This window comes from Pseudovibrio sp. Ad46 (genome assembly GCF_001623065.1).
Taxonomy (GTDB): domain Bacteria; phylum Pseudomonadota; class Alphaproteobacteria; order Rhizobiales; family Stappiaceae; genus Pseudovibrio.
The window spans coordinates 23,621-48,074 of sequence record NZ_LMCG01000085.1 but is presented as its reverse complement, the minus strand read 5'-3'; the positions used below and the strand labels follow the sequence as shown (position 1 = coordinate 48,074).

The window sequence follows — 24,454 nt, the reverse complement described above, 5'->3', positions numbered from 1 at the left end:
ATAAATATGCATGCGTGATGAGTGGAGATAACTTGTCGACAGATCCTCGTATACATTTCAGAGCGGTAGATGTCGCGCGCCGATATATTGATCGGGCAATGGACCTGCCTGATGGATGTGTAGAGCGTGTGTTTCTGGAGTTTGATGCAGAGAGAATTATGCGCGCTGCTGAAGCTGCGGATCAGCGGCAGAAAGAAGCGCATGACTCGTTGCCTTTGCATGGCGTGGCCGTTTCTCTCAAAGACCTGTTTGATGAAACTGGCATTGTCACCAGTGCTGGCTCGCCGTTCCTGCGCAAGCGGGCTCCGGCTTGTGAAGATGCTAAGGTGGTCTCTGCCCTGAAAGCTGCAGGAGCGTTTACCTGTGGCCGTACCAATATGAGTGAGTTGGGTTTTACGGGGCTTGGGCTTAATCCCTGTTTTGGATCCCCTGCAAATGTGATTGATCCTGCACGCATTCCCGGGGGTTCATCCTCGGGGGCTGTTGCAAGTGTGGGGCTGGGGCTGTGTGATGCGGCTCTGGGAACGGATACTGGCGGGTCTGTGCGAATTCCGGCAGCGCTTAATGGGCTTTACGGGTTTAAGCCGACGCGGGCGGCGATTTCGACCAAGGGTCTTTTCTCTGTTTGTCCTTCCTTTGATACGGTCGGCTTTATTGCGCGATCAATACATATGTGTACCCGTTTGCATGCTGTGCTTTCGGGGCAGTGTCTTGCTCCGCGCAGGATAAAGAGCCTTGATGGATTGCATGTGGGGCTTGTGGCTTCGCCGTTGGCTGAGGGACTGGATACGCAAGTGAGTGCTGATTTTGATCGCTCGATGCAGGCGATCCGGGATGCGGGTGCTATCATCGCGCCGGTTTCTGAGCCTGTCTTGTGTCATAGCGCGACTTTTCTTGGGACGATTTGCAGTTACGAGACCACTGCTTTGGTTGGCGGGTATCTGGAAGGTCTCAAAGAGACTGGTGATCCTTATGTGGTTCAGCGGATTCTCAAGTCGACTGAGGTGACGAGCAAAGAGATGGAAGAGGCGCGCTCGAAGCGGGTGGAAGCTATCCGCGCCTTTAAAGAGATGGCAGGCAAGTTTGATATTCTGATTGCGCCGACGGTACCGATTGTTGCACCGCTGCTTGAGGATGTTGACAGCAACCCGGAAAAATTTGGCTCTCAGCTTTCGCAGAACACGCGTGCTGTGAACTGGGTTGATGGGTGTGCTGCGACTATTCCCATGAACCTGCATGGCATGCCCGGGACGGGTTTGATGTTGATTGAACGGGCTGGACGTGACTGGCATGTGCTTGAAATGGCAAGTTTGATTGACAAAGTGATCGCTCCTGCGCGACTAAAGGGCTGATTTGAGCGTGTTCCTCTCCGAAAACCGGAACCACTTTTCGGGAATACGCTGCGATGCAGGAGAAGAGCTGCTGTGACCAGCGCTAAAAAGATACTTATTTATATTGATGCGGATGCATGCCCCGTCAAAGACGAGATTTACAAGGTTGCTGACCGGTATCGTCTGAAGGTGTTTGTTGTTGCTAACAGTTTCATCAACACGCCTCGTGACATGGATGTGGAACGGGTGATCGTGCCTGATGGGCCTGATGTTGCGGATGACTGGATTGCTGAGCGGGCCGTTCCGGGTGATATTGTTGTGACGCAGGATATTCCGCTGGCTGACCGTGTGGTGAAGGCTGGTGCGCTTGCGCTTTCCCCAAAAGGAAAAGTGTTTGATGAAGCTTCCATTGGCATGGCGCTGGCGACACGTAATCTGATGGAAGATCTGCGCAGCTTTGGGGAACAGACAGGCGGGCCGCGCCCGTTCTCGCCGAAAGACCGATCTCAGTTTTTGCAGAAGATCGATCAGATCATTCAGCAGCTGAAGCGTCAGGGGTTTTCGGTATAGCAGGCAATGTTTGCCATTAAGCTCTGTGAAAACTGGCGATGATGTGCTGTAGGCCTCTTTGTCGACAAAGTTGAGCGCTTTTCTGGGGCTCTACTCTCGATAGACGTCAGGTCGTTTCCCTATGCCAGTTATCAGCGTGCGCAAATCAGTTGCCTTAGGCCTTGTTGCGCTTTTTTCTTTTTCGTCTCCATCTGCATTTGCCAAGTGGAAGAACCCTGCAGATCGGTATGCAGAGGCTTACAAAGAGTATTTGGGTGCTGCTTGCCCCATTGCTCCGGATAGCATCAAACACTTTGTTTATTTCGCTAGAGACCGCGAAGCGATTGAGGAGCATCCGTTTTTGGAGAGCTCCCGGTTTGCGGGCGCGCAGATCATGTATCCGTGGCGTGCGCTTGAAACTTCCGAGGGAACCTATGATTTCTCTCTGATTGAAGCGGATCTGGCGTATCTGGGGTCCAAAGGCAAGAGGCTGTTCGTCCAGCTTCAGGATGCTTCGTTTAATCCAGACTATGTCCCTGTTCCTGACTACATTCTTTCTGATGAGTATGCAGGCGGTGCTGTTTATCAGTTTAACGATAACAACGAGCCAGAAGGTTGGGTTGCAAAGCGGTGGAACAGCAAGGTGCAGGAGCGGTTTGCCAAGCTTCTTCAGGCGCTGGGGCAAGCCTTTGACGGGCGGATTGAGGGTATCAATCTGCAAGAGTCTGCCATTGGGGTGTCTGCTGAGGATGATGAGCAGTTCAGTCCGGCCAGATATTCTGAAGCGCTGAAGGGCAATATGTCCGCGATGAAGGCTGCGTTTCCGACATCGGTTACGATGCAGTATGCGAATTTTATGCCGGGTGAGTGGCTTCCCTTCGAAGATGAGGGTTATCTGAACTCAATCTATGAATATGGCGAAAGCATTGGTGTTGGTTTGGGTGCGCCGGATCTTATGGTCAAGCGGCGTGGTCAGCTGAACCATACCATCGCGATGATGCATGAGCGGACGTACTCCGCGCCTCTCGGGATTGCTATTCAAGATGGCAATTATACGGGGCGGACGGGCACAACTGAAGTGATTGAAAATGATCAGAATATCGTGCCGCTACTCCATGCTTTTGCGCAGGATTTTATGAAGGTGGACTACATGTTCTGGGTCAATCAGGAACCGTATTTTGAGAGAGATGTTCTGAGCTGTTTTGAATAGTGGTTCGACGTAGAGTTCTGGATTCCGCAGCAAATGCGAGATGACGGTAGAAGGAGATACTTGGAGAAAACATTCGTTCGCGTATAAACTTATCTCAACTTAATCGGTTAACCCAGAACCTTTGAAAAGCTCATTTGAGACAGCGTAGTACATTATGGAAAACTATCAGATTGCTGAGTTGAGAGAGTTCTTTGGGGAGCTTGCAGCAAAGCCGTTTTTGCTAAAGCACTTTGGAATTCGGAGTGAACGTGAAGCACGAGAGTTCCTTCATTCTCACCAAGAAGAAGAGTATATCTACGAGCCGCTTCTATTTGGCCTTATCAACCAGAGTGACTACTACCCTACTGATCCAAACAAATGGATCAGAATGGCTCGTTACTGCAACTTTGATCATCCGTCTATTTTGGAGGGTAGCTTTCAAATACCAGAAGGCGGGCCAATCAATGACTGCTATATTTTCTCAAAGCTATTGAAATGGCTTGTCAATAATGATCCAGAAGGGGGTAAGCTGCGTCTCACACCTCAGGACAAAGCCTTTTTAAAGCTCAACATTTGAATGCATCCTTACTCCTGAATGATGGGATTGTTAGTGGTGGGATAAGATTGATGTCTTGCTTCTGGTACCTCTGCCGTCATGCCGGACGGAGTGCAGCGGAGATCGGGTATCTAGTCTTTGAGTGCTGGTGTTGGTGGGTGTGGCTCTGGATCCCGCATTAAATGGGGGAAGACGAAGGAGGGGAGGCGATTGATGCCTTGCCTCCGATGCTACTGCCGTTATGCCAGACAGGGGGAGCTTTGGCTGAGCGTATCCTTAGGGCAACAGGTGCGGGGTTGTTGCAACTTTTCGTTGACAGGTGGGCGGTTCCATTCCACATTCATATGTGAGGCGTAGAAACCTCTCAACGCGGTACCCGCTCCCGTAACTGGCGGATTTTTTGTGCCTTTTTTCTGAAGGTGCAAACCCTTTGTTATGAGCGGGAGGGCGGTGAATACAACACCTCCTTCGGGGGGGAATAAACCCGCCTGTCGTTGTCAGGTTTCTACCCTCCCGCTCGCCAGTGGGCAGTAGAAAGCTCATTTGTCGTGCGGTCCTTCAACAGCCAACAACGAGGCTTTGAATATGGACGACACTGCATGCGCCTGTGGCGCCACAAATACTCTTCAGAATGAATTTGATGACGTGAACGTTGCTGTTTCTGATCTTCAAAACCTTGCTTATATGCAGCATCTGGTGCTGAGCGAGCGGATGAAGAACAGTTGTGAACGTGACGTTTTATTCACTTTGCACTACGCTTTATGTAACCGCCTAGAGGCACTTGATAAGACCTGCGGAATTTTAACCGATGCGTTGTCCGGCACGTCCTTCCCTAAAGGATTTTCCGGTCACGCGACATGCAGCGTCGCCTCTCCACCACCGGTCGAAACCAATATTGTGTCTCTTGATTAGATCACTGTGAACGGCACTCCAAGGGCTGCCTCAACTACCCTTGCACAGCCCTTCATGAGTGTCCTGCTGGTCTGCGGCCGGGCGAAGTGTGCCCGCAGGCCAGCTTCTTCGTGTGGCTGTTTTCCAGTGATACGCTTTAGGTACCAAATTCTTGGCGGAGGATATCTGCAGTTTTCATGGGCATGAACATGCGCAGGGGGTTAGATGGGAGGCTTTGAAACTGAAGTCTCTCATAGATTGCTTTTCTGCTGGCGACCTTCTCCGGGTTTCCGCAGTCGAGTACATCAAGCATGATTACAGCAGCAGCATAGCCAGATTGCGATGCGCGAGAAGCACGGCATAGGGCATCGATCAGAAGGTCTTCTCCAATCTTTTGCCCCCGGTAGCGAATGTCTCTGCCGATCATGGAGATATACACGGCAGGAATTGAACCATGGCGCGGCGCTGTCCGTTTGTATTTGCCCGGAAGGTCCTGATAATGGACTGCATGGGCATTCATGGCATAGAAACCTGCAGTGTCTCCATTGGAGCTGACCATCACGTAGATTGACGTGTTGCCCGCAGTCCTGAGTTTGTTGGCTGTCTTCTTAAAATAATTATCGACCTGTTCAACGCCACAAGAAAAGCTCGCTCTGTCATGCTTCTCAGGATCGAAAGCTTCAATGAAAAACTGCGGTTCAGCCCCATCCGCAGATGATGACTTTTCCTGAACGCTTACGTCCGTCAACGGCTGGTCACTCGTGTCTTGTAGCGTTTTGCTGCGGTGACGAGTGCTTCATTTGGATCTGATGGTGTTTCCAGAGCAGCAGTGAAGGCAGCATGATCGACGGCTTCGAGGCGGGTGTGCTCATGCGCTTCAATCACGCGTTCTGCTTCTCGCAGGGCGGCGGTCATCGTAAAGGTGGAGTCGTCCACGCCCGACAATGCTGCAGCATGCTGTATAGCCGCCTTTATGGGGGCCTTGGTGCGGAAGTTCATCCGCTCCGTGTTGCGGCCCTTGATCTCTTCGGTTTCATCGTTGAATCCAAGCATCGCGTACCTCCTTTGGCCTGTGTCGCCTTTGTATTTTTGTACGTCATATGTGCGTACGAATCAAGAAAGGTGCACTTTATGGCTGGAGGCTGTGGTTGAGCAAAAACTTATTCCCCTTGCTGTTTCTGGATTTATCTTAGTTTTGTGCCCACGCAATCGGGCAGGAGTGGACCGTCCATTCCGCGGCGTGGGTGGGGTTGGGCTGCCGGCATGAGGTAACGTATCGTGTCGGGAGGTCCGGTGAAGCGCCATACCCTTTTGAGGCCACAGTGGTATAGGGAGTTTGGGGTCGTTCCGGAGGGCGTCCGGTGGTGGCAGGAAACTGCCAATGACAGGGAAACCTGTCAGTGACATGGGAACGTGTCATTGACACGGGGACGTGTCAGTCACGTCTGTCCGAGAGGGAGCCCGCGTGTTCATGATAAAAGGCCCGGGCGAGGCGAGTAGCTGATGCCGAAGAAACTAATTTAACAAGTAGCGCAGGCAACGCCTGCTCGCCTTGCTCCACCCGTTTCACGGGGACCAAAGCTTCACCACTGCATGGATGGCCATGTGGTGCTATTGGTGTTTGTGGGGAGAGGTAGCTCTGGTTTTGTGCCATAGGTTCCGCTCAATGAGTTTTCTTCCATAGAGGTGGCTTAAAGCCTCCGTCATCAGACAGAAAAGAAAACCTAAAAGCGCGCCAGAGGCGCACAATTAAATAAAGACAACTTCAGTTATCTCTTTTGATCCCACCTACTTTAGTGGGTGGGTGTTCAATCACCAAAATGCAGGGATATTGATCAAGGCAGCAATCAAATATGATGCTGTTATGATTGGAGTTCTAAAGAATATGGCAAAGACTATCGAGGTCTCGGATACAACATTTAGTCAGCTTGAGAAGTTAGCAACAGGCTTTGATAGGCCTGATAATGTCATACAAAGATTGCTTCTACAGACTTCCGCAATGCCAGAGAAAAAACCGAAGCTTATATTTGATCCGCGTGATGAAGACGAATTTAAGAAGCGATTGCTTCAAAATAGGTATGTTGAAGTAACGTTAAACAAGGTGGATGGAAGTAGGGAAATTCATATTTGGAATGCTGATCGTTTTCGAGACGATTCTAGCTTGAGAGGTAATCTTTGGTCAGGGTATCTACGAGGCTGGAAAAAAAGATCGATTATAAGTGCTGAACTCGTCGTCTTGCCAGAAAAGACAGAGGCCCTTATCCGTGAATTGCGTTTTGCTAAGGCTTTGGGTCTCACATTAGCAGAGTTCAGGGTAGCCAGAGCATACGAAGAGCCGAAACCTAATGTCTGGTGTGACAGCCAGCAAGTGGCCAACTATCAATACGAATTTAGGCACGATTGCTCGCCTGATATACTGAAGCGAGTTGTTGGCCTTAAAGATGGGCACTATGTGCGAATAGATGCAAGTTTGATTGATGAGCAAAGTCCGACGCTGATTTAGTAGTATCATGCAGGCATAAAAAAACGGACCCGAAGGCCCGTTTTCAAATCTTGGAATATGAGGCTTATTCGCCGCCGCGGTTATCGCGGAAGCTTTTGCCGCCACCTGGCTTGCCTTCGCCACGACCACGGCCTTCACCACCACGGCCACGACCTTCGCCACCACGGTAGCCACCGCCACCGCCGCCTTCACGACGACCACGACCACGGCCTTCACCGCCGCGTCCGCCTTCACCACGGTAACCGCCGCCACCACCGCCACCGCGGTTGTTGCGATTGCCACCTGGGCGACCACTGCTGCTGCGCTCTGGATTGCCTTCGATACGGGTGATGGTGATTGATTTTTCACCAGTGCCGTTTTCTTTGACAGTTTCCAGGAACTTGTCAGCAAGTTTTGCGTCGAGTTCGAAACGGGCGTCTGCATCAAAGATGCGGATGGAGCCGATGTCTTTTTTGGTGATGTGACCTGCGCGGCAGATCATTGGCAGCAACCAACGCGGTTCAGCGTTGTGTTTGCGACCGACGTTGAGGCGGAACCAAACACCGTTGTCGAAGTCTTTGCGTGGCTTGCGCTCACGCTCACTATCGAAATTGGTGCTTGTTGCCAGCAGTTCTTCTGGTGCAGGCAGACCCTGATGGATCTGGCGCATGTAAGCAGCTGCGATTTGCTCAGCGGTGAACTTCTCAAGAAGTTCCTTCACCATTGGCAGATCTTCTTCGCTCGGTGCTTCCTGCAGATCGGAGGACGCAAGGATGCGCTCACGGTCTTTGTTGCGAATTTCATCGGCTGTTGGCGCTGGAGCCCATTCCGCTTTCACTTTTGCAAAGCCGAGAAGGCGTGTTGCTGTGCGACGGCGGGTGTGTGGGACAACCAGAGTACAAACGCCCTTACGGCCTGCACGACCAGTACGGCCAGAGCGGTGCAACAGGGTGTCTGCGTTGTTTGGCAGGTCTGCGTGGATCACGAGATCCAGGTTTGGCAAGTCAATGCCGCGTGCAGCAACATCGGTTGCCACACAAACGCGGGCCCGGCCATTACGCATAGCGCCAAGAGCGTGGTTACGCTCAGCCTGGCTCAGCTCACCGGAGAGAGCAACAACTGCGAAGCCACGGTTGCCGAGGCGTGCAGACAGGTGCTTCACCATTTCGCGGGTGCCGCAGAAGATGATGGTGTTCTGAGCTTCGTAGAAACGCAGGACGTTGATGATCGCGTTTTCACGGTCGTTTGGTGCGACCTGCATTGCGCGATATTCAATATCAGCGTGCTGTTCGCGGTTGCTTACTGTTGAAATGCGCTGTGCATCACGCTGGAAGCGTTTTGCGAGGCTTTCAATCTGCTGAGGAACAGTTGCGGAGAACAGCAGAGTGCGGCGTTCTTGTGGTGCAGCGCCAAGAATGAATTCGAGGTCTTCACGGAAGCCAAGGTCCAGCATTTCATCTGCTTCGTCCAGTACAACTGTGCGAAGTGAGGAAGTATCAAAGGAACCACGTTCAATATGGTCACGCAGGCGGCCTGGGGTGCCGACTACGATGTGTGCGCCTGCAGAAAGATTGCGGCGTTCACGGCGCATATCCATACCACCAACACAAGTGGTGATACGAGCACCGGCTTCGCCGTAGAGCCATTCCAGTTCTTTAGAAACCTGGATAGCCAGCTCACGGGTTGGCGCAACACACAATGCAAGAGGTTCGTTCGCACGGCCCATACGCTCTTCATCACCCAGCAGTTCCGGCGCAATAGCGATGCCGAATGCAACTGTTTTACCAGAGCCTGTCTGAGCAGAAACCAAAAGGTCTTTGCCTTTCAGTTTTTCATCAAGAACGGCTGTCTGGACCGGGGTTAGAGACGTGTATTCGCGCTTTTCTAGTGCGGTAGAAAGCGCTGGGGCAACCCCTTCAGGTATCGTCATTTAGTATTTCTTTCGAGGAGGGTCATTATCTATAAAGCAAGAGCTTTGTTGCCCTACCCATCGCTTCCGCTCACTCATGAAACCATAAAGGGGACCATGAGGCGGCAAATGGCAAGCGAGCTCTTTTCTTCGTGGGCCTTGTAGTCTGACTTCGTGAAAAGGTCAATGAGATATAAAAAATAGATATGAAAGGTACATGTAAGTTTGCCGTGGTTCGGAGGTCCTAAGCTTCGAGAAAATGGCTAGAATTAAGGGTCCAAGAGAGCAGTATCACGGGTGATTGTGATAGATAAATCGGGTGTTTGCCACCTAAGTGCTGTTGAGGAATTGGGTGCTTTGATTTTTGAACTGAACGGTGATTTCAGCTTTACGCTAAGACTATTTGCCTTTTTCATGGGGCAGAACTAAAGAGGGGCGATTAACAGACGGAGGCGAAATGGATCAGCTCTCAAACTTCTTTGGTGCAATGCCCTCATGGGTTGGAGTGGTCCTGCTTGTTGTGTTCATTCTGAGTGGCCGTCTGTTCAGAGACGCCTGGAAGCTTCAAGGCGCCAGATGGAAATTGCGGTGCTGGGTTTTCGGGTTGCTTGCCTTGTCCAGCTTTCTGCTGCTGGTGTTCGGCGTTTTTGATTTTGGCTGGGCGAGCAGATAACTTTCTGGTTGCAGAAAACTAGTTTTAAGAGCCTTGGTATATGATAGCTCTCAAATGGCAGAGGTCTGTCGCGAGAAACCTATAGGAGCCAAGAGCATGTTTTCGAAGCCATCATTGATCAGACGCGGTATTACAGCCAAGTTGTTTGGCCTGGCTTTTGGGCTCCTGTGCCTCTACCTTATCGCGTTGCTTAACCTGAATGTCTCGTTTGTGGTTCAGTTCGGCCTGATCCTGTGGTGCATTACGCTTGGTGGCCTGGTGGCGTTGATTGGGGTCATCAACTATCTGCCCTTGCTGAAGTCGATCATGCCGAGCTGGTTCTCTGGCGGTTTCATTTGTGGATGGATGAACTTGCTGCTCTGGCTCATTGGCGGGGATAGTCTGACGTCGATCGGGCAGGGGCTGTTTCCGACGCTGGGTAGTCTGTTTCTTGGTATTGGCTTTGTCGCCATTGGTGTCGGCTTCGGGATTGTTGCCGGGTTCTTTGCCAAGCTGATTGGCGGTGAAGGGCCGGACGTTGCGCGAGATTATACCGACAGCAAATAGCAGGCATGCAAAAGGGGCCTTTCGGCCCCTCGAACGTTTTGAAATGGATGGTGATTAAGCTGCGCTCTGCTCTTCCATCGCTTGCTTGCGCTTACACGGTTGCAGCTTTTCACGAAGCGGGCTGTTTGGGTCAACTTCACGCTTGCAGACGATGCAGTGGTCCGCGCCTTCAATGGCGTTCAAGCCGCCGCAGCTGCCAGTGATCGGTTTGTTTCTGAAAACGGCGCCAATAGCCATTCCTGCTACGACCAGGACCAGCACGATAAACGCGATGATGAAAGTTGCCATTTCGATATTCCGTTATTTCTCTGCAGACTGCTCGAATTTTCTGAACGCGCTGGAAGACCGGGTGATAAAGTGGTCGCCTTCGCGAACGATGAAGAATGCGGCAATCCCTTCACGCTCTGCCAGAGCCATGCCGCGCTTGTCTCCCATTGCAAGGAGGGCTGTTGCCAGACCATCAGCGCGCATCGCATTGTCAGCAATTACGGTTACTGATGCAAGTTTATGCGTTACCGGACGCCCGGATGCAGCATCAATAATGTGTGAGAAGCGTTTGCCATTCACTTCCTTGTATATGCGATAATCGCCAGATGTCGCCATGCCTTTGTTGCTCACTCGTACGATTTGCTGAACCGTACGCGTTGCTGAGTCCGGCTTTTCGATGCCGACGACCCATGGCTCGTCTTTTGAGTTTTTGCCTTTGGTGACCAGATCGCCGCCGATTTCGACAAGGTATTCGTCAATGCCGTTTTGCTCCAGAACAGAAGCAACTTTGTCGATGCCAAAGCCTTTTGCGATTGCGGAGAGATTGACTGTGGTATCCGTGTTGACTTTACGCAGTGCCGGAGGATCGGTCTCAAACTCCAGCATGGTGCTCATGCCAACTGACTCAAGAGCGTTGCGGATTTGGAGTGGGCTTGGCTGGGGAGGAGTGTCCTGCTTGGTACCAAAGCCCCACAGCTCAATAAGTGGTGCCAGCGTCACGTCAAAATAACCGGCTGTCAGATTATGAATGCGCAGCGACTCCTGCATCACGATGCTGAAATCGCGAGAGATTGGCGTCCATTCAGTGCTGGTGGAGCGGTTAAAGCGGCTGATCTCGGAGTTTTTGTCCCAGTTGGACATGGCCTTGTTGACGCCAACCAGAGCCTCGTCAACCTGCTGTTGCAGTTCCTGTTTGGTTACAGAAGACGACCCTTTGATGGCTTTGACGTTGAATGTAGTGCCCATGGTTTTGCCGTGAAGTATGATTTCTTCGCGACTTTTGTCATTGGGTACACATGCTGTGACAAAGATGAGTACGAGAGCTGTAATGAGGAAGCGCATTTAGGCCTCAGAGTTTGTTAATTTCCCCGCGTAATCGGCTTATTCTGGTTTTCTGTCAAGTTAAATAGGGTTTGATACTGCTGTCGCAAAGATCAGCAATAGATGATGGTGAAGAAATTGGTAGGTGGTACTACGTGCATGTGAAAACATAGGGGAAAACTTATTTGAGATAAAATTTTCGCGAAACAGCCTTGTTGCCGTTACGTCAATATCACGAATCCCTATTGAAATTTGCGGTATATCAGGGTATTGGCCCGCATAAATCCGTAGGAATAGCTGACCGCAACGCACTTTAATGGTATGCGGGCGGTTACTCCTAACCGGAGCCATGGATGAGTGACGTTCAGCAATGCTCGGGCTTTGTTGCTGAAATTGCGGTCCGTGGGGGGGATTTATCTCGGTTCGACTTGTCAAAGTCAATAATCCGCATGCGCGGCATTTTGTAACTCGCAGAATGACTTAGCATCATTTACCCGTAGATACTCCCGTGAACATCTAGTGGTTTGCCCTATAAGAAGCCTGACAGGGTAAGGGATGAAGATTACAAAAGGATTGGATCTGCCGATCACCGGTGCTCCGAACCAAGAGATCCACAAGGGTCCGAAGGTTCGCCGTGTTGCAGTGAATGGCGGGGATTACAACGGGTTGAAGCCGCGTATGTTGGTTGCTGAAGGCGATCGCGTCGTAAAGGGTCAGCCTCTTTTCAATGACAAACGCTCTCCTGAAATCAACTATGTTGCTCCGGGTGCTGGCGTTATTGAAGCAGTCAATCGTGGTGCACGTCGCGTTCTGGAAACCATCGTCATCAAACTGGATGATGGTAACGAAGAACAGATCGCTTTCTCAAAGTTTGAAAACAGTGCTTTGGCAACTCTGGACGCATCTGTCTTTCGTGAGCAACTCGCCAAGTCTGGTCTTTGGACAAGCTTCCGTACCCGCCCATACTCCAAGGTTCCGGTTTTTGAAACGCAGCCGCGTTCCATTTTCGTAACTGCGATGGACACCAACCCGCTTGCTGCGGATGCTGGTGTTATCATCAATGCGAATGCTGGCGCGTTTGAAGCTGGGCTTCAGGTTGTCTCTAAACTAACCGATGGCCGCACATTCGTATGCCACAGCCCGAAGGATAACCTTCCGGGTGCAAGCGTTGCTGGTGTGCAGATGCAAAGTTTTGAAGGTAAGCACCCAGCAGGTAATGCGGGTACTCACATTCACTTCCTCGATCCGGTTAATGAAAACAAGACAGTCTGGACCATCGGTTATCAGGATGTCATCGCAATCGGTAACCTGTTCCTGACAGGTGAACTGGATGTTTCCCGTGTTGTTTCTGTTGCAGGTCCGCTGGCTTCCAAGCCGCGCCTCGTAACAACTCGCATTGGTGCGGATCTGAATGATCTGCTGGCTGGTGAAACACTGCCGGGTATTCCAGCTCGTGTCGTTTCCGGGTCCGTCCTTTCCGGCACTATCGCCGCCGACCAGTTTGCCTTCCTTGGCCGTTACCACACTCAGGTGACGCTGATGGAAGAAGACCACAAACAAGACGTTGTTGGCTGGGTTCGCCCATTCATGACGAAGTGGTCCAACCTTAATGTGCATCCTTCCGGGTTCTTCCGCACCAAGCTGCAGTTCCCATTTGGTACAAACAAGAACGGTTCCATCCGCGCAATCGTTCCATTGGGTACCTATGAGAAGGTCATGCCGCTCGACGTTCTTCCAACTCAGCTGCTCCGCTCCTTGATGGTGCTGGACACTGACATGGCGCAAAAACTTGGCGCTTTGGAGTTGGACGAAGAAGATTTGGCGCTATGCACCTTCATCTGCCATTCCAAGAATGAATACGGAGCTGCGCTGCGTGCAAATCTTGATAAAATCGAGAAAGAGGGCTAACCCGTGAGTTTGCGCGATAAGTTTGATCGTATTGCGCCGCTCTTTGAAAAGGGTGGCAAGTACGAGAAGTTTTACGCCGTCTATGAGATGGTGGATACCTTCATCTACACTCCAAAAACAGTGACCAGCGTTGCGCCGCACGCTCGTGACCACGCTGATCTGAAGCGTGTCATGACGTATGTTGTGCTGGCGACGATCCCTGCGATCCTGTTTGGCATGTACAACACTGGCCTGCAGACAAACTCTGCACTGGCCGCAATGGGTATTACTGAGCCTGCTGGCTGGAGAGCGTTTATTCTCTCTCTGCTGGGTATCGGTTTTAACCCGGACAGCATCTTCGCCAACATGGCGCATGGTGCGCTGTACTTCTTGCCGATTTACATCGTAACGCTCGGTGTTGGCGGCATCTTCGAAGTGCTGTTTGCCACTGTGCGCGGGCACGAAGTGAACGAGGGTTTCTTTGTTTCTTCCATGCTCTACACGCTGATCCTTCCAGCTTCTACGCCACTTTGGCAGGTTGGTCTTGGTATCGCGTTTGGTGTGGTGATCGGCAAGGAAGTGTTTGGTGGTACAGGCAAGAACTTCCTGAACCCGGCGCTTGTTGGCCGTGCATTCCTCTACTTTGCTTATCCGGCAGCTATGTCTGGTGATGCGGTGTGGACGCCAGTTGATGGCTTCTCTGGTGCGACTGCACTGGGTGTTGCTGCCTCTGACGGCATGCAGGGACTGGCAGCAAACGGCATCACGTGGATGAGCTCTTTCGTCGGTACCATTCAGGGTTCCTTCGGTGAAACCTCCACGATTGCTATTGCTCTTGGCGGTGTGTTCCTCGTGACCACAGGTATCGCAAACTACCGTCTCATTCTTGGTTGTCTGGCGGGCATGATTGGTTTCAGTCTGTTGCTGAACCTGATTGGCTCTGAGACCAACCCGATGTTTGCAATGCCTTGGTACTGGCACCTTGTCACTGGCGGCTTCATGTTTGGCCTCGTGTTCATGGTGACTGAGCCTGTGACTGCTGCGATGACAAATCCGGGCCGTTACATCTACGCTGCCCTGATTGGCGTGATGTGTATCCTGATCCGTGTCATCAACCCGGCCTTCCCAGAAGGCATGATGTTGGCAATCCTGTTCGGCAATATCTTTTCTCCGCTGATCGACTACTTCGTTGTGAAGGCGAACATCACACGGAGGATGAAGCGCCATGCCTAATGCTGAAAACACAACAGCTCCTACAGGTCTTTGGGCGCGCTTCAACGCGATGCCTCTGGACTCAGCTCCGCGTACGATTACCGTTGCTGTAGTTCTGTGTCTGATCTGTTCGATGATTGTTTCCGGTGCTGCGGTGCTGCTTAAGCCTCAGCAGGAAATCAACAAAACGCTGGATAAGAAAACCAACATCCTCAAGGTTGCTGGTCTTTTCGAAGCTGGTGTCGACGTTGAGAAGGCATTTGGTGCCTTTGAACCGCGGCTTGTTGATGTTGCAACTGGCAAGTTCTCTGACGCGGCAGACGTTGCGACCTATGACCAGCGCGCTGCTGCGAAAGATCCGGTTCTTTCCGTTGCTTTGGATAATGATCCGGCATCCATCAAACGTCAGGCTAAACTGGCTTCGGTTTATCTGCTGCGTGATGATGCAGGCAAGATTGAGCGTATCATTCTGCCAGTGCATGGCTACGGTCTATGGTCCACGCTTTATGGTTTCATCGCACTGAATGCTGATGGCAATGAAGTGTATGGTCTGCGTTTTTACTCCCACGGTGAGACCCCGGGTCTTGGTGCGGAAGTAGACAATCCAAAATGGATGGCACAATGGCCGGGCAAGCTGGTTTATGGCGATAACGGGTCCGTGGACATCGGTGTCGGCAAATCTGCTCCAGCGGGTATTGATGGCTCCAAACACCACATTGATGCGATTGCAGGTGCAACGCTGACATCCCGTGGTGTCGACAACCTCGTCAAATTCTGGATGGGCGAGCAGGGCTTCAAGACCTTCCTCGACAATCTGAAAAAAGGAGAGGCGTAATGGCTGGCAAAGACTTGTCCATGCTCAAGGACCCGATGGTCGATAACAATCCGATCACGCTTCAGGTTCTTGGCATCTGTTCCGCGCTTGCGGTAACCTCTTCCCTGAAAGTTGCGCTGGTGATGGCGATTGCGGTGACGCTTGTGACAGCGTTCTCCAACTTCTTCATCTCTCTTTTGCGTAACCAGATCCCATCTTCTATCCGCATTATCGTGCAGATGGTGATTATTGCGTCTCTCGTTATTCTGGTTGATCAGGTTCTGAAGGCGTATCTCTACGAGATCTCCAAGACACTCTCCGTGTTTGTTGGTCTGATCATCACCAACTGTATCGTTATGGGCCGCGCGGAAGCGTACGCTATGAAGAACCCGCCAATCCCATCTTTCCTTGATGGTATCGGTAACGGTCTGGGTTACTCCCTGATCCTGTTGCTGGTTGGTGTTGTTCGTGAGCTGCTTGGCTCAGGTTCCCTGTTTGGTGTGCAGATCCTTGAGACCGTGAACAACGGTGGCTGGTATGTGCCAAACGGCCTGCTGCTGCTGCCTCCGTCCGCGTTCTTCGTGATCGGTCTGCTGATCTGGGGTTTCCGTACCTGGAAGCCTGCGCAGGTTGAGAAGCGCGACTATAAAATCATGGAAACTGAGGGAGCTCACTGATTATGGAAGGGCTTCTTTCCCTCGCCGTCAAGGCGATCTTTATCGAGAACCTCGCGCTCTCCTTCTTCCTTGGAATGTGTACATTCCTTGCGGTTTCCAAGAAGGTTGAGACTGCGCTGGGTCTGGGTATCTCCGTTGTTGTTGTGCAGGCGCTGACTGTGCCAATCAACAACGTGCTTTACACCACGCTGCTTAATGACAATGCGTTGGCATGGGCTGGGCTTGAAGGCACTGATCTGCGCTTTCTGGGCCTGATCTCCTACATCGGCGTTATCGCTGCTGTGGTGCAGATCCTCGAGATGTTCCTCGATCGCTACGTTCCTGCGCTTTACAACGCGCTGGGTATCTTCCTACCGCTGATCACAGTGAACTGCGCGATTATGGGTGGTTCTTTGTTCATGGTGGAGCGTGACTACAATCTGGGTGAAGCATCCGTTTACGGTGTGTCCTCCGGTATCGGTTGGGCGCTGGCGATTACTGCAATGGCTGGTGTGCGTGAAAAGCTGAAATACTCTGATGTTCCTGATGGACTGCAGGGTCTTGGCATCACCTTCATCACTGCTGGTCTGATGGCTATGGGTTTCATGGCTTTCTCAGGCGTGAAGCTGTAAGGGGACGAGTAGATGCAAGACTTTACCTGGGGCATTACGCTCTTCACTCTGATCGTGCTTGCGCTGGTGATCGTCATTTTGATGGCGCGCAGCAAGTTGGTTGCATCCGGTGATGTTCAGATCAGTATCAATGGTGAGAAGACACTGTCCGTTCCTGCGGGTGGCAAGCTACTCAATGTTCTGGCAGATCAGAAAATCTTCGTTCCTTCCGCCTGTGGTGGCGGTGGAACCTGTGCCCAGTGCCGCGTGAAAGTGCACGAGGGTGGCGGTTCTATTCTGGCGACTGAAGAAAGCCATATCACTAAGCGTGAAGCACGCTGTGGTGACCGTCTTTCCTGTCAGGTTGCTGTGAAGCAGGACATGAAGATCGAAGTGCCTGAAGAAGTGTTCGGCGTGAAAAAGTGGGAGTGTACTGTTCGCTCCAACGAGAACGTTGCAACCTTCATTAAGTCGCTGGTTCTGGACCTGCCTGAAGGCGAAGACGTGAACTTCCGTGCTGGTGGTTACATTCAGATTGAAGCCCCTGCGCACAAGCTGAAGTACACTGACTTCCATATCGAAGAGCAGTACCGCGGAGACTGGGATAAGTTCAATCTCTGGCAGTATGAGTCCATCGTGGACGAGCCAGTTGAACGCGCTTACTCCATGGCAAACTACCCGGACGAAAAAGGCATGATCATGCTGAACGTTCGGGTGGCGTCGCCTCCTCCGGGCACTCAGGGTATTCCTGCCGGTAAGATGTCCTCCTTCATCTTCAACCTGAAGCCGGGTGACAAGGTGACGATTTCCGGTCCGTTTGGTGAGTTCTTTGCTCGCGAAACCGACAAGGAAATGGTGTTCATCGGTGGTGGTGCTGGTATGGCGCCTATGCGCTCGCACATCTTCGATCAGTTGAAGCGTCTTGAGAACCGCGATCGTAAGATCACTTTCTGGTACGGTGCACGTTCCAAGAAAGAGATGTTCTTTGTTGAGGACTTCGACCAGCTGGCGAAAGAGTTCCCGAACTTCACATGGCATGTGGCGCTTTCTGATCCTCAGCCAGATGATGACTGGGACGGTTACACCGGGTTCATTCACAACGTGCTCTACAACGAGTACCTGAAGGACCACGCTGCGCCAGAAGACTGTGAGTACTACATGTGTGGTCCTCCAATCATGAACCAGTCCGTGATCAACATGCTGGTTGATATGGGCGTGGAACGTGAAGACATCATGCTGGACGACTTCGGCGGTTAACTGCTGAGAGCATTGCAAGAATTGAGAGACCCGGTGTCGAGAGGCGCCGGGTTTTTTTATTGTCCTTGGGATGGTTTAAGTCATAATGAATATAGTTTCTGATAGAAGGTATTTGACTAGTGATTATGGATGGTTCCCAAATTAGCTTGTTGAAACATGCTGGTCGGTTTACGGCTCTTTTGACGCTGCTAAAAATCGGCCTCCTCGTTCTAGGGGTATTGAGTAATACTATCTTGGGAGTAGAGCTTTCGATTGGGTTTACCTCCTACATGATGGGCATGTTTGCGGGTTATTGGGTAGGTAAAACTATCTATAACCGGCACGATGTATATCTTGAAGGATTTATCTTACTCAAACTTACTGGACTATGCTTAGTTGGAGCGCTCATTTTAGAGGGAGTTATTACAACTATCATTGTGTTTGGAGATCCTAGCAAAGGGCAAATCTTAAATGACGTGAATACGCTATTTTTTGCGGTGTTATTTTTTGCTTTCTTCAAGTTTGGGACAATTTGGTTAGGGCTTAAACTTGGATGCAAAAGAGCTGAGAAGAAGGCGTACAAAAGAGCACTTAAAGCTATTGGATAACCTATGCAGGAACAACTTCTTTTCCTAGAGCAACAGCTTTTGAGGCCTGCTACTCGAGGAGATAAGAGACAACTTGAGTTGTTACTTCACGCAGACTTCATTGAGATTGGTGCGAGTGGTCGGATGTATGATCATGCGCAGGCCCTCGCTGAGCTTCCGAGCGAGGCGGCGGATTATCCGGTCAGAACAATTGAGAGTTTTCGCTTGCGTAAGTTGAATGAGGAACTCGTTCAGGTGTTTTATAGCATTGCCGAGAATGAGACGCAGCGGACTTCCATCTGGAAACTTGAAGGTGGGCAGTGGTCCATGATTTATCATCAAGGCACACGCAGAGCGTCGTAGCTAGTCGTTTACCCTCCGAGTTTTCTAAAATCCGACTGTTTGTGTGCGCGTCACCTAAATACTTTGGCTCCTAGTATGCAGCTGGCAAATTTTTCCTAGAGTCTGCTCTGTTCAAGAGTTCCTACGCAGCAGACTCTCACGCTTGTTAGGCGTTTCCCATGTGAAGCTGAACCAGTCCAGCAGGGATGCGCTGTAGAGGGTTGGGTATGACGCATAACACTGCTTTGCTCATCATCGCGTGCCAGAACGATCATTTTCCAGGTGGCAAGTTTGAATTGCCTAAGCAAATGGAAGCTGCCGGGAATATTGTTGAGCTTTTGAAAGACGCCAGAGAGCACCACGAGTTCGTAATACACATCAAGCATGTCTACAAAGATCCAAAATCGCCTTACATGGCAGAAGGGTCTTTTGGTGCTGAGATCAACAAGATGGTCTGGCCGAAAGCTGATGAGGCGGTCGTAACCAAGTACAATTTCAATGCTCTGGAGGGGACAAACCTGCGAGCGTTGCTGACAGACCATAAGATAGATGATCTGGTGATCTGCGGTTCCATGACCCAGTACTGTATTGTTGAAACAGCACGGGCAACCTTAGACCTCGGATATCCGGTAACTGTTGTGTACGATGCCTGCGCTGCGAGCTGTATGGAGTTCCGTGGGCGTGAGGTGTCCGTGGATGATGTGCAGGCCTCTATCATGGCCTCTCTCATCTTTTCCAACGCGGCGGTTGTTTCGACGGATGAGTTTTTGACCCAGCCGCATTAAGCTGCTGAGCTTTGATATCCGAATTTTTGGCGGTACTGACCAGGGCTGAGGCCTGTGGTTTTGATGAACACACGGCGGCAAGCTGTTGGGTCCTCATAGCCGACTTCCCATGCGATCTCGTTGAAAGACCGTTTGGTTTGCTCCAACTGCTGGCGTGCTTCGGTTATGCGGAGTTGCTGTAAATAGGTGTTTGGTGTGTGCCCTGTGGCGACTTCAAACCGTCTTTGGAAGGTTCGTCCTGTCAGTCCTGCTTTTTCTGCCATTTCGGGTACTGTCAGTTTTTTCTTATAGGTGGTCTGAAGCCAATGTTGGGCTTTGAGAATAGCCTGATCACCGTGTGAGAAATTGGGATAGAAACGGCTGTAGTTTTTCTGTTCTCGCCCCGCCGGGTCAATGAGAAATCTGCGGGAGACTTCGAGCATGGTTGTGTGATCGATGAAGTGGTCAATCAGCCTGAGGCCCAGATCGGTCCATGCCATGATGCCGCCTGCGGTGATGATGTCGCCTTCGTCGACGATCATTTTATCAGTATCGAGCTGTACCAAAGGGTATTTCTTCGCAAAATCCTCGGTGATTGCCCAATGGGTTGTGGCAGGCCTGTTGTCGAGGATGCCTGTTTCGGCGAGCAGCATTGCGCCGACGCAGATTGAGCAGAGAATGGCGCCATGCTCATGCTGGTGTTTGAGCCATTGGACGAGTGCTGGTGAGACGGTCGGGTGATCATCGACCAGACAGGGAGGCAGGATTATCGCCGAGAAGGTAGTGGCTCCGATTGAGCTGATCTGATCTTCGTGAAGCACGGTTGCTTCGATGCTGCTGGCATTGCTTTTGCTGGCAGCGTGGAACATATCGATTAGCCCATAAACCGCTGAGAGTTGTGCGCCGGTGTAGGACAGGATGCCGATAGGATGATGTGTCTCTGATCTGATCATATGGCAATTATAGCATGTTTTATGTCGTATATGCCAATCGAGCTGATGAGAGGTGTTGATTAAGTTTGTTGCTGACAAGAGCAAATCTATGGAGGCACAAATGTCTAAATCCGCACTGGTTATTGTTGACGTTCAGAACGACTATTTCCCTGGTGGCGCTTGGGAGCTGGATGGGCAGGTTGAAGCTGCTCAGAATGTAAAGCGCCTGTTGGAAGACAGCCGCAGCAAGAAAACGCCGATCATTCACATTCAGCATGTGGTTGAAGCAGGTAATGCGCCGTTCTTCAACGCAGGGACTGAAGGCGTTAAGATTCACGATGATGTGGTGCCGCAGGATGGTGAGCCACTCGTGACCAAGCAGTTTGCAAATAGCTTTTTGGAAACCAACCTGAAAGAACTGCTGGATGAGCAGGGCATTGAGCATCTGGTCGTCGTTGGCTCTATGTCTCACAACTGCATTGATGCGACAGTTCGTGCCGCGGTTGATCTGGGATACACAGCAACCATTATTGGTGATGCTTGTGCGACATTGGATATGGAACACAACGGCGAGACTATTCCTGCGAAATACGTACATGGTGCGTTCATGGCATCCCTGGCTTTTGCGTATGGCAAAGTTGTCAGCACAGATGAGTATCTGGCTGCATAACTCAGGCTTTGACTGCTTTCAGAAGCCGGCTCCTGAGGCCGGCTTCTGATTAGGGATAGCTCGGGATTTTATAAAATCTGCTTTTTAAAATCCGGCATGCTTAAACGTGTTGGCCTTATTGTTTGCTCAAATAAGACCAATAGGACTGAGGTGTGCTTATGCCTAAAAGGGCCCTGATCATTATCGACTGCCAGAACGATTATTTTCCTGGTGGTAGCTGTCCTTTAGCAGGGCAGGTGGAAGCAGGAAAAAATATTGCCCGTCTTCTTGAGATGGTGCGAGACAACGACGAAAACGTCATCCACCTTCAACACATGTACAAAGATAAAACAGAGCCTTATCTGGTTGAGGGATCGCCAGGGGTGGAGATTAACGAGTGTGCGAGACCCGTGAACGGGGAGCCCGTTGTCGTTAAAAACTACATGAATGGCTATAAGGACACCAACCTGCAGCAGATCCTTGTTGAGGCTGGTATTGATGAGATCGTCATGTGTGGTTCTATGAGTCAGAACTGCGTGAATGCGACTGCACGTCAGACCCTTGATCTGGGTTACCCGCTGACCATCATCTACGATGCGTGCGCCACAGAGGATCTTGAGTTCAATGGCGTAACCGTCCCAGCTGATCATGTTCACACTGCTATGATGGCGTCTTTAAGATTTGCGCATAGCAACGTGATTTCTACCGATGAATTCCTGCATTCGTTGAATGGAGCATAATCGACGTTTTGGATGAGCAACCTCCTGAGGGGATATGGCCAAAAAAGCCCTAATCATCATTGATTGTCAGAACGACTTCTTCCCGGGGGGGAAGTGTGAACTTGAGGGCCAGGTTGAATCTGCTGCGAACATTCAGCGTTTGCTTAAGAGCGCTCGCGATAACGACGATTGCATTGTCCATATCCAGCATTTCTTTAAAGATAAGTATGCTCCGTTCCTTGTTGAGGGAACCATCGGGGCAGAGCTGCATGATAGTTGCAGCCCCGCTGAGGGGGAGCATGTGGTGGTCAAGTATTCTGCCAACAGTTACCTGAACACGAACCTTCAGCAGATTTTAGAGGATGTGGGTGTTGAGGAAATCGTGATCTGCGGGGGCATGTCTCATATGTGCATTGATGCGGCGGCGCGTGCGACTGTTGATCTTGGTTATCCCATCACTGTTATCTACGATGCCTGTGCGACCTGTGATCTTGAGTTTGAAGGGGAAATCGTTCCAGCAAAATATGTTCAAGGGGCGATTATGGCAGCGCTTTCGTTCGCCTATGGCAAGGTTATTTCGACTGAGGAATATCTGGGTCACTGAGCAGGTTTTCTGTGCGGGCTTTATCAGGTCTGGTGTTTACTCCTAGGTTTTATGAAAAATGCGGGTTTTTCTAGCTGAGTTCCGTCAATCGATATCTATTAGACTATTACGCAGTTGGTCTGTCACGTGAGGTGTTGAGCGTAAGATGACGAGAACGGCGTTGCTGATAATTGACTGTCAGAACGACTTCTTTCCCGGTGGGAAATGTGAGTTGGAAGGGCAGTTCGAGGCTGCGGGGAACATTCAGATGTTGCTGACAAATGCGCGCGTTCAGGATCAAACCATCGTTCACATCCAACATCATTTTAAAGAGAAAGATGCGCCGTTTACGGTTGAAGGCACGATTGGTGCTGAAATCCACGATATGGCGAAACCGTTGCCGCATGAGCCAATCGTGACGAAGTACACCTCTAACATCTTCCTCAACAATAACCTCAAGCAGATCCTGGATGATGAGAATGTCGAGGAGCTGGTTATCTGTGGGTCGATGAGTAAGGATTGCATTGCAGCTGCAGCGCATGCGACGACAGAACTTGGATATCCGATTACGATTATTTACGATGCCTGCGCGACGCGGGAGCCGGGGTCCTGTGATACGTCTTCTCAGCAAGAGTTTGTGCAAGCAGCGATTATGGCTTCGCTGTCGTTCATTTGCAGCAATATTGTTTCCACAAATGAATATCTGCAGAGGCACTCTCCGGCGTAAGGTTTGTGATCAGCCGCTGATACTGATCTTTCTCAGGCCAACCCAGAAGGGACCAATGGCAAGCAGCATGAATGATGCGGCCAGCAGGAATGGTGCGCCCGGATAGTAAAGCTCTGCACTGTCTGCTGTGAAGCTGGTGAACAGCTGTGTCATCATCAAGGTGGAAAGCACAAGCGTGAGTCCGATGATGCTTGTCAGCGCACCTTGCAGACGGCCCTGCTTGTCTTGTGAGACGTGATGGCTCATCAGGGCGATCATAGCAGGTGGGATCATCGCGCCAAGCGCTGCTGGTGGCAGGAGCAGAATGACCGTGAGTGTGTTTGGCGCAAATGCGAAGCCTAGCAATGCGATTACAGCGAAGAAGAAGCCGTAAAGCACGGTTTTCGCTTCGCCCTTGCGCGGAATAATCCAGCGGATAAGACCGCCTTTGACACTGGAGAAACCAATACCGACGATGGCGAGTGAGAGACCTACTTGAGCTGTGGTCCAGTGGAAGGCTTCAATTGTGTAGTACGGCCAAATTGCCGGATACACAAAGTTTGCCATTTCAAACAGGAAGAGCGCAATGAAGAGCCACACCAGAACAGGGGACTGGGCAATATCCATGGCTGCGCCAACAGGGTTTGCTCTGCGCCAGCGAATAGCCTTTCTCGCCGATTTTGGTAGGGTTTCCGGCATGTAGAACAAGCCGTAAGCGAAGGTCATCGCAATCAGAACTGCGGAAATGTAAAAGGGTACACGAACGCCGAAGAGGGCAAGTGTTCCACCCATAACCGGACCGATGACAAAGCCAAACCCGATTGCCGCGCCAACCATGCCGAAGCGGGTGGCGCGTTTGCCATTATGCGATATGTCGGAGACTGCTGCATAAGCGGTGGCGTAGGTTGCGCTGGCAACTCCGGCTAAGAGCCTGCCAATGAACAGAACCCAGAGCGAACCTGCGAAGGTCATGATCAGGTAGTCGACTGTCAGGACTGCAAGGGAGATCAAGAGGATTGGGCGTCGGCCAAAACGGTCAGATATCGCCCCGACAGCAGGGCCGAAGAGGAACTGCATAGCAGCGTAACTTGCTGCGATGTAGCCGCCCCAGAGAGCTGCGTCTGCGATGGTGGTTTGGCTGAGTTCTGCGACCAGTGCCGGGGTCACCGGAATGATCAATCCGGCACCAATCGCGTTCAGCAAAACAGTCCCTGCAATGAAGACAAGGGTGTGAAAGTCCTGTTTTGACCTGATGGATTGTAGTGCCAGCAGCATTCTTTTCTCGTTTTTCGCTAAATGCTATGTAACAAAGCGATCCAACA

At 51.1% G+C, this 24,454-nt stretch carries 28 protein-coding genes; 21 read left to right on the top strand and 7 right to left on the bottom strand.

Annotated features, from left to right (window positions below):
• The first annotated feature begins 32 nt into the window (after positions 1–32).
• From PsAD46_RS27245 to PsAD46_RS27225, 5 genes are all read left to right on the top strand, one after another.
• Positions 33–1,352, top strand: a complete 1,320-nt coding sequence (locus PsAD46_RS27245) for an amidase (RefSeq protein ID WP_208982071.1) — start codon at positions 33–35, stop codon at positions 1,350–1,352.
• A 72-nt stretch (positions 1,353–1,424) separates the two neighbouring features.
• The gene (locus tag PsAD46_RS27240; RefSeq protein ID WP_057465450.1) at positions 1,425–1,901 is read left to right on the top strand and encodes a YaiI/YqxD family protein; all 477 of its coding nucleotides are present in this window, start codon (positions 1,425–1,427) and stop codon (positions 1,899–1,901) included.
• A 121-nt stretch (positions 1,902–2,022) separates the two neighbouring features.
• The gene (locus PsAD46_RS27235) at positions 2,023–3,090 is read left to right on the top strand and encodes a hypothetical protein (RefSeq protein ID WP_063308331.1); all 1,068 of its coding nucleotides are present in this window, start codon (positions 2,023–2,025) and stop codon (positions 3,088–3,090) included.
• Positions 3,091–3,244: 154 nt separating this feature from the next.
• Positions 3,245–3,646 carry a hypothetical protein gene (locus PsAD46_RS27230; RefSeq protein WP_063308330.1) on the top strand — a complete coding sequence of 134 codons (402 nt, stop codon included), beginning with the start codon at positions 3,245–3,247 and terminating at the stop codon, positions 3,644–3,646.
• Between the two features lie 564 nt (positions 3,647–4,210).
• A complete protein-coding gene (locus tag PsAD46_RS27225) occupies positions 4,211–4,537 on the top strand; it encodes a hypothetical protein (RefSeq protein ID WP_063308329.1) in 327 nt (108 codons plus the stop codon).
• A 136-nt stretch (positions 4,538–4,673) separates the two neighbouring features.
• Here the strand turns inward: PsAD46_RS27225 and PsAD46_RS27220 are convergent, their stop codons facing one another.
• Both PsAD46_RS27220 and PsAD46_RS27215 read right to left on the bottom strand, forming a co-directional pair.
• On the bottom strand, positions 4,674–5,264 hold the full coding sequence (locus PsAD46_RS27220) for a GNAT family N-acetyltransferase (protein WP_244273259.1): 591 nt from the start codon (positions 5,262–5,264) through the stop codon (positions 4,674–4,676).
• Positions 5,261–5,569, bottom strand: coding sequence for a DUF1778 domain-containing protein (locus PsAD46_RS27215; RefSeq protein ID WP_063308328.1), 309 nt, complete (start codon positions 5,567–5,569; stop codon positions 5,261–5,263). The genes PsAD46_RS27220 and PsAD46_RS27215 overlap by 4 nt, the downstream gene beginning before the upstream one ends.
• A gap of 778 nt (positions 5,570–6,347) precedes the next feature.
• Between PsAD46_RS27215 and PsAD46_RS27210 the strand changes: the two genes are divergently transcribed.
• Positions 6,348–7,019 (top strand): hypothetical protein, encoded by a 672-nt coding sequence (locus PsAD46_RS27210; RefSeq protein WP_063308327.1) that lies wholly within the window; start codon positions 6,348–6,350, stop codon positions 7,017–7,019.
• A 64-nt stretch (positions 7,020–7,083) separates the two neighbouring features.
• Here the strand turns inward: PsAD46_RS27210 and PsAD46_RS27205 are convergent, their stop codons facing one another.
• A complete protein-coding gene (locus PsAD46_RS27205) occupies positions 7,084–8,928 on the bottom strand; it encodes a DEAD/DEAH box helicase (RefSeq protein WP_063304489.1) in 1,845 nt (614 codons plus the stop codon).
• A 436-nt stretch (positions 8,929–9,364) separates the two neighbouring features.
• On the opposite strand from PsAD46_RS27205, the gene PsAD46_RS27200 reads away from it, so the two are divergent.
• Complete coding sequence (locus PsAD46_RS27200; RefSeq protein WP_063291484.1) at positions 9,365–9,580, top strand: hypothetical protein; 216 nt, start codon at positions 9,365–9,367, stop codon at positions 9,578–9,580.
• A 96-nt stretch (positions 9,581–9,676) separates the two neighbouring features.
• Complete coding sequence (locus tag PsAD46_RS27195) at positions 9,677–10,126, top strand: hypothetical protein (RefSeq protein ID WP_108820489.1); 450 nt, start codon at positions 9,677–9,679, stop codon at positions 10,124–10,126.
• A 54-nt stretch (positions 10,127–10,180) separates the two neighbouring features.
• Here PsAD46_RS27195 and nqrM read toward each other — a convergent pair whose 3' ends face one another.
• Together nqrM and PsAD46_RS27185 are read right to left on the bottom strand one after the other, a co-directional pair.
• A complete protein-coding gene (nqrM, locus tag PsAD46_RS27190; RefSeq protein ID WP_057465444.1) occupies positions 10,181–10,414 on the bottom strand; it encodes a (Na+)-NQR maturation NqrM in 234 nt (77 codons plus the stop codon).
• Positions 10,415–10,426: 12 nt separating this feature from the next.
• Positions 10,427–11,455, bottom strand: a complete 1,029-nt coding sequence (locus PsAD46_RS27185; protein WP_063308326.1) for an FAD:protein FMN transferase — start codon at positions 11,453–11,455, stop codon at positions 10,427–10,429.
• 534 nt (positions 11,456–11,989) lie between these two features.
• On the opposite strand from PsAD46_RS27185, the gene PsAD46_RS27180 reads away from it, so the two are divergent.
• From PsAD46_RS27180 to PsAD46_RS27140, 9 genes are all read left to right on the top strand, one after another.
• Positions 11,990–13,342, top strand: coding sequence for a Na(+)-translocating NADH-quinone reductase subunit A (locus PsAD46_RS27180; RefSeq protein WP_063308325.1), 1,353 nt, complete (start codon positions 11,990–11,992; stop codon positions 13,340–13,342).
• Between the two features lie 3 nt (positions 13,343–13,345).
• Positions 13,346–14,554: an NADH:ubiquinone reductase (Na(+)-transporting) subunit B gene (locus PsAD46_RS27175; RefSeq protein ID WP_063308324.1), complete on the top strand. Its 1,209-nt coding sequence runs from the start codon at positions 13,346–13,348 to the stop codon at positions 14,552–14,554.
• Positions 14,547–15,368 (top strand): Na(+)-translocating NADH-quinone reductase subunit C, encoded by an 822-nt coding sequence (locus PsAD46_RS27170; RefSeq protein ID WP_063308323.1) that lies wholly within the window; start codon positions 14,547–14,549, stop codon positions 15,366–15,368. Before PsAD46_RS27175 ends, PsAD46_RS27170 begins: the two co-directional genes overlap by 8 nt.
• The gene (locus PsAD46_RS27165; RefSeq protein ID WP_057465439.1) at positions 15,368–16,024 is read left to right on the top strand and encodes an NADH:ubiquinone reductase (Na(+)-transporting) subunit D; all 657 of its coding nucleotides are present in this window, start codon (positions 15,368–15,370) and stop codon (positions 16,022–16,024) included. The genes PsAD46_RS27170 and PsAD46_RS27165 overlap by 1 nt, the downstream gene beginning before the upstream one ends.
• Positions 16,025–16,026: 2 nt before the next feature.
• Positions 16,027–16,635 carry an NADH:ubiquinone reductase (Na(+)-transporting) subunit E gene (nqrE, locus tag PsAD46_RS27160; protein WP_057465438.1) on the top strand — a complete coding sequence of 203 codons (609 nt, stop codon included), beginning with the start codon at positions 16,027–16,029 and terminating at the stop codon, positions 16,633–16,635.
• A gap of 12 nt (positions 16,636–16,647) precedes the next feature.
• On the top strand, positions 16,648–17,871 hold the full coding sequence (gene nqrF, locus PsAD46_RS27155) for an NADH:ubiquinone reductase (Na(+)-transporting) subunit F (protein WP_063290459.1): 1,224 nt from the start codon (positions 16,648–16,650) through the stop codon (positions 17,869–17,871).
• 125 nt (positions 17,872–17,996) lie between these two features.
• Positions 17,997–18,458: an ABZJ_00895 family protein gene (locus PsAD46_RS27150; RefSeq protein WP_063304494.1), complete on the top strand. Its 462-nt coding sequence runs from the start codon at positions 17,997–17,999 to the stop codon at positions 18,456–18,458.
• A gap of 3 nt (positions 18,459–18,461) precedes the next feature.
• Positions 18,462–18,800, top strand: coding sequence for a DUF4440 domain-containing protein (locus tag PsAD46_RS27145; RefSeq protein WP_063308322.1), 339 nt, complete (start codon positions 18,462–18,464; stop codon positions 18,798–18,800).
• A 206-nt stretch (positions 18,801–19,006) separates the two neighbouring features.
• On the top strand, positions 19,007–19,564 hold the full coding sequence (locus tag PsAD46_RS27140; protein WP_063308321.1) for an isochorismatase family protein: 558 nt from the start codon (positions 19,007–19,009) through the stop codon (positions 19,562–19,564).
• Here PsAD46_RS27140 and PsAD46_RS27135 read toward each other — a convergent pair.
• Positions 19,561–20,496, bottom strand: coding sequence for a GlxA family transcriptional regulator (locus tag PsAD46_RS27135; RefSeq protein ID WP_063308320.1), 936 nt, complete (start codon positions 20,494–20,496; stop codon positions 19,561–19,563). The two genes, PsAD46_RS27140 and PsAD46_RS27135, sit on opposite strands and share 4 nt — an antisense overlap.
• A gap of 100 nt (positions 20,497–20,596) precedes the next feature.
• Between PsAD46_RS27135 and PsAD46_RS27130 the strand changes: the two genes are divergently transcribed.
• From PsAD46_RS27130 to PsAD46_RS27115, 4 genes are all read left to right on the top strand, one after another.
• Positions 20,597–21,145: a cysteine hydrolase family protein gene (locus tag PsAD46_RS27130; RefSeq protein ID WP_063308361.1), complete on the top strand. Its 549-nt coding sequence runs from the start codon at positions 20,597–20,599 to the stop codon at positions 21,143–21,145.
• 158 nt (positions 21,146–21,303) lie between these two features.
• Positions 21,304–21,864, top strand: coding sequence for a cysteine hydrolase family protein (locus PsAD46_RS27125; protein ID WP_057465431.1), 561 nt, complete (start codon positions 21,304–21,306; stop codon positions 21,862–21,864).
• Between the two features lie 34 nt (positions 21,865–21,898).
• The gene (locus PsAD46_RS27120; protein WP_057465430.1) at positions 21,899–22,447 is read left to right on the top strand and encodes a cysteine hydrolase family protein; all 549 of its coding nucleotides are present in this window, start codon (positions 21,899–21,901) and stop codon (positions 22,445–22,447) included.
• Between the two features lie 145 nt (positions 22,448–22,592).
• Complete coding sequence (locus PsAD46_RS27115; RefSeq protein ID WP_057465429.1) at positions 22,593–23,153, top strand: isochorismatase family protein; 561 nt, start codon at positions 22,593–22,595, stop codon at positions 23,151–23,153.
• 9 nt (positions 23,154–23,162) lie between these two features.
• On the opposite strand, the gene PsAD46_RS27110 is transcribed toward PsAD46_RS27115, so the two are convergent.
• Positions 23,163–24,407, bottom strand: a complete 1,245-nt coding sequence (locus tag PsAD46_RS27110) for an MFS transporter (RefSeq protein WP_063308319.1) — start codon at positions 24,405–24,407, stop codon at positions 23,163–23,165.
• Positions 24,408–24,454 lie beyond the last annotated feature (47 nt).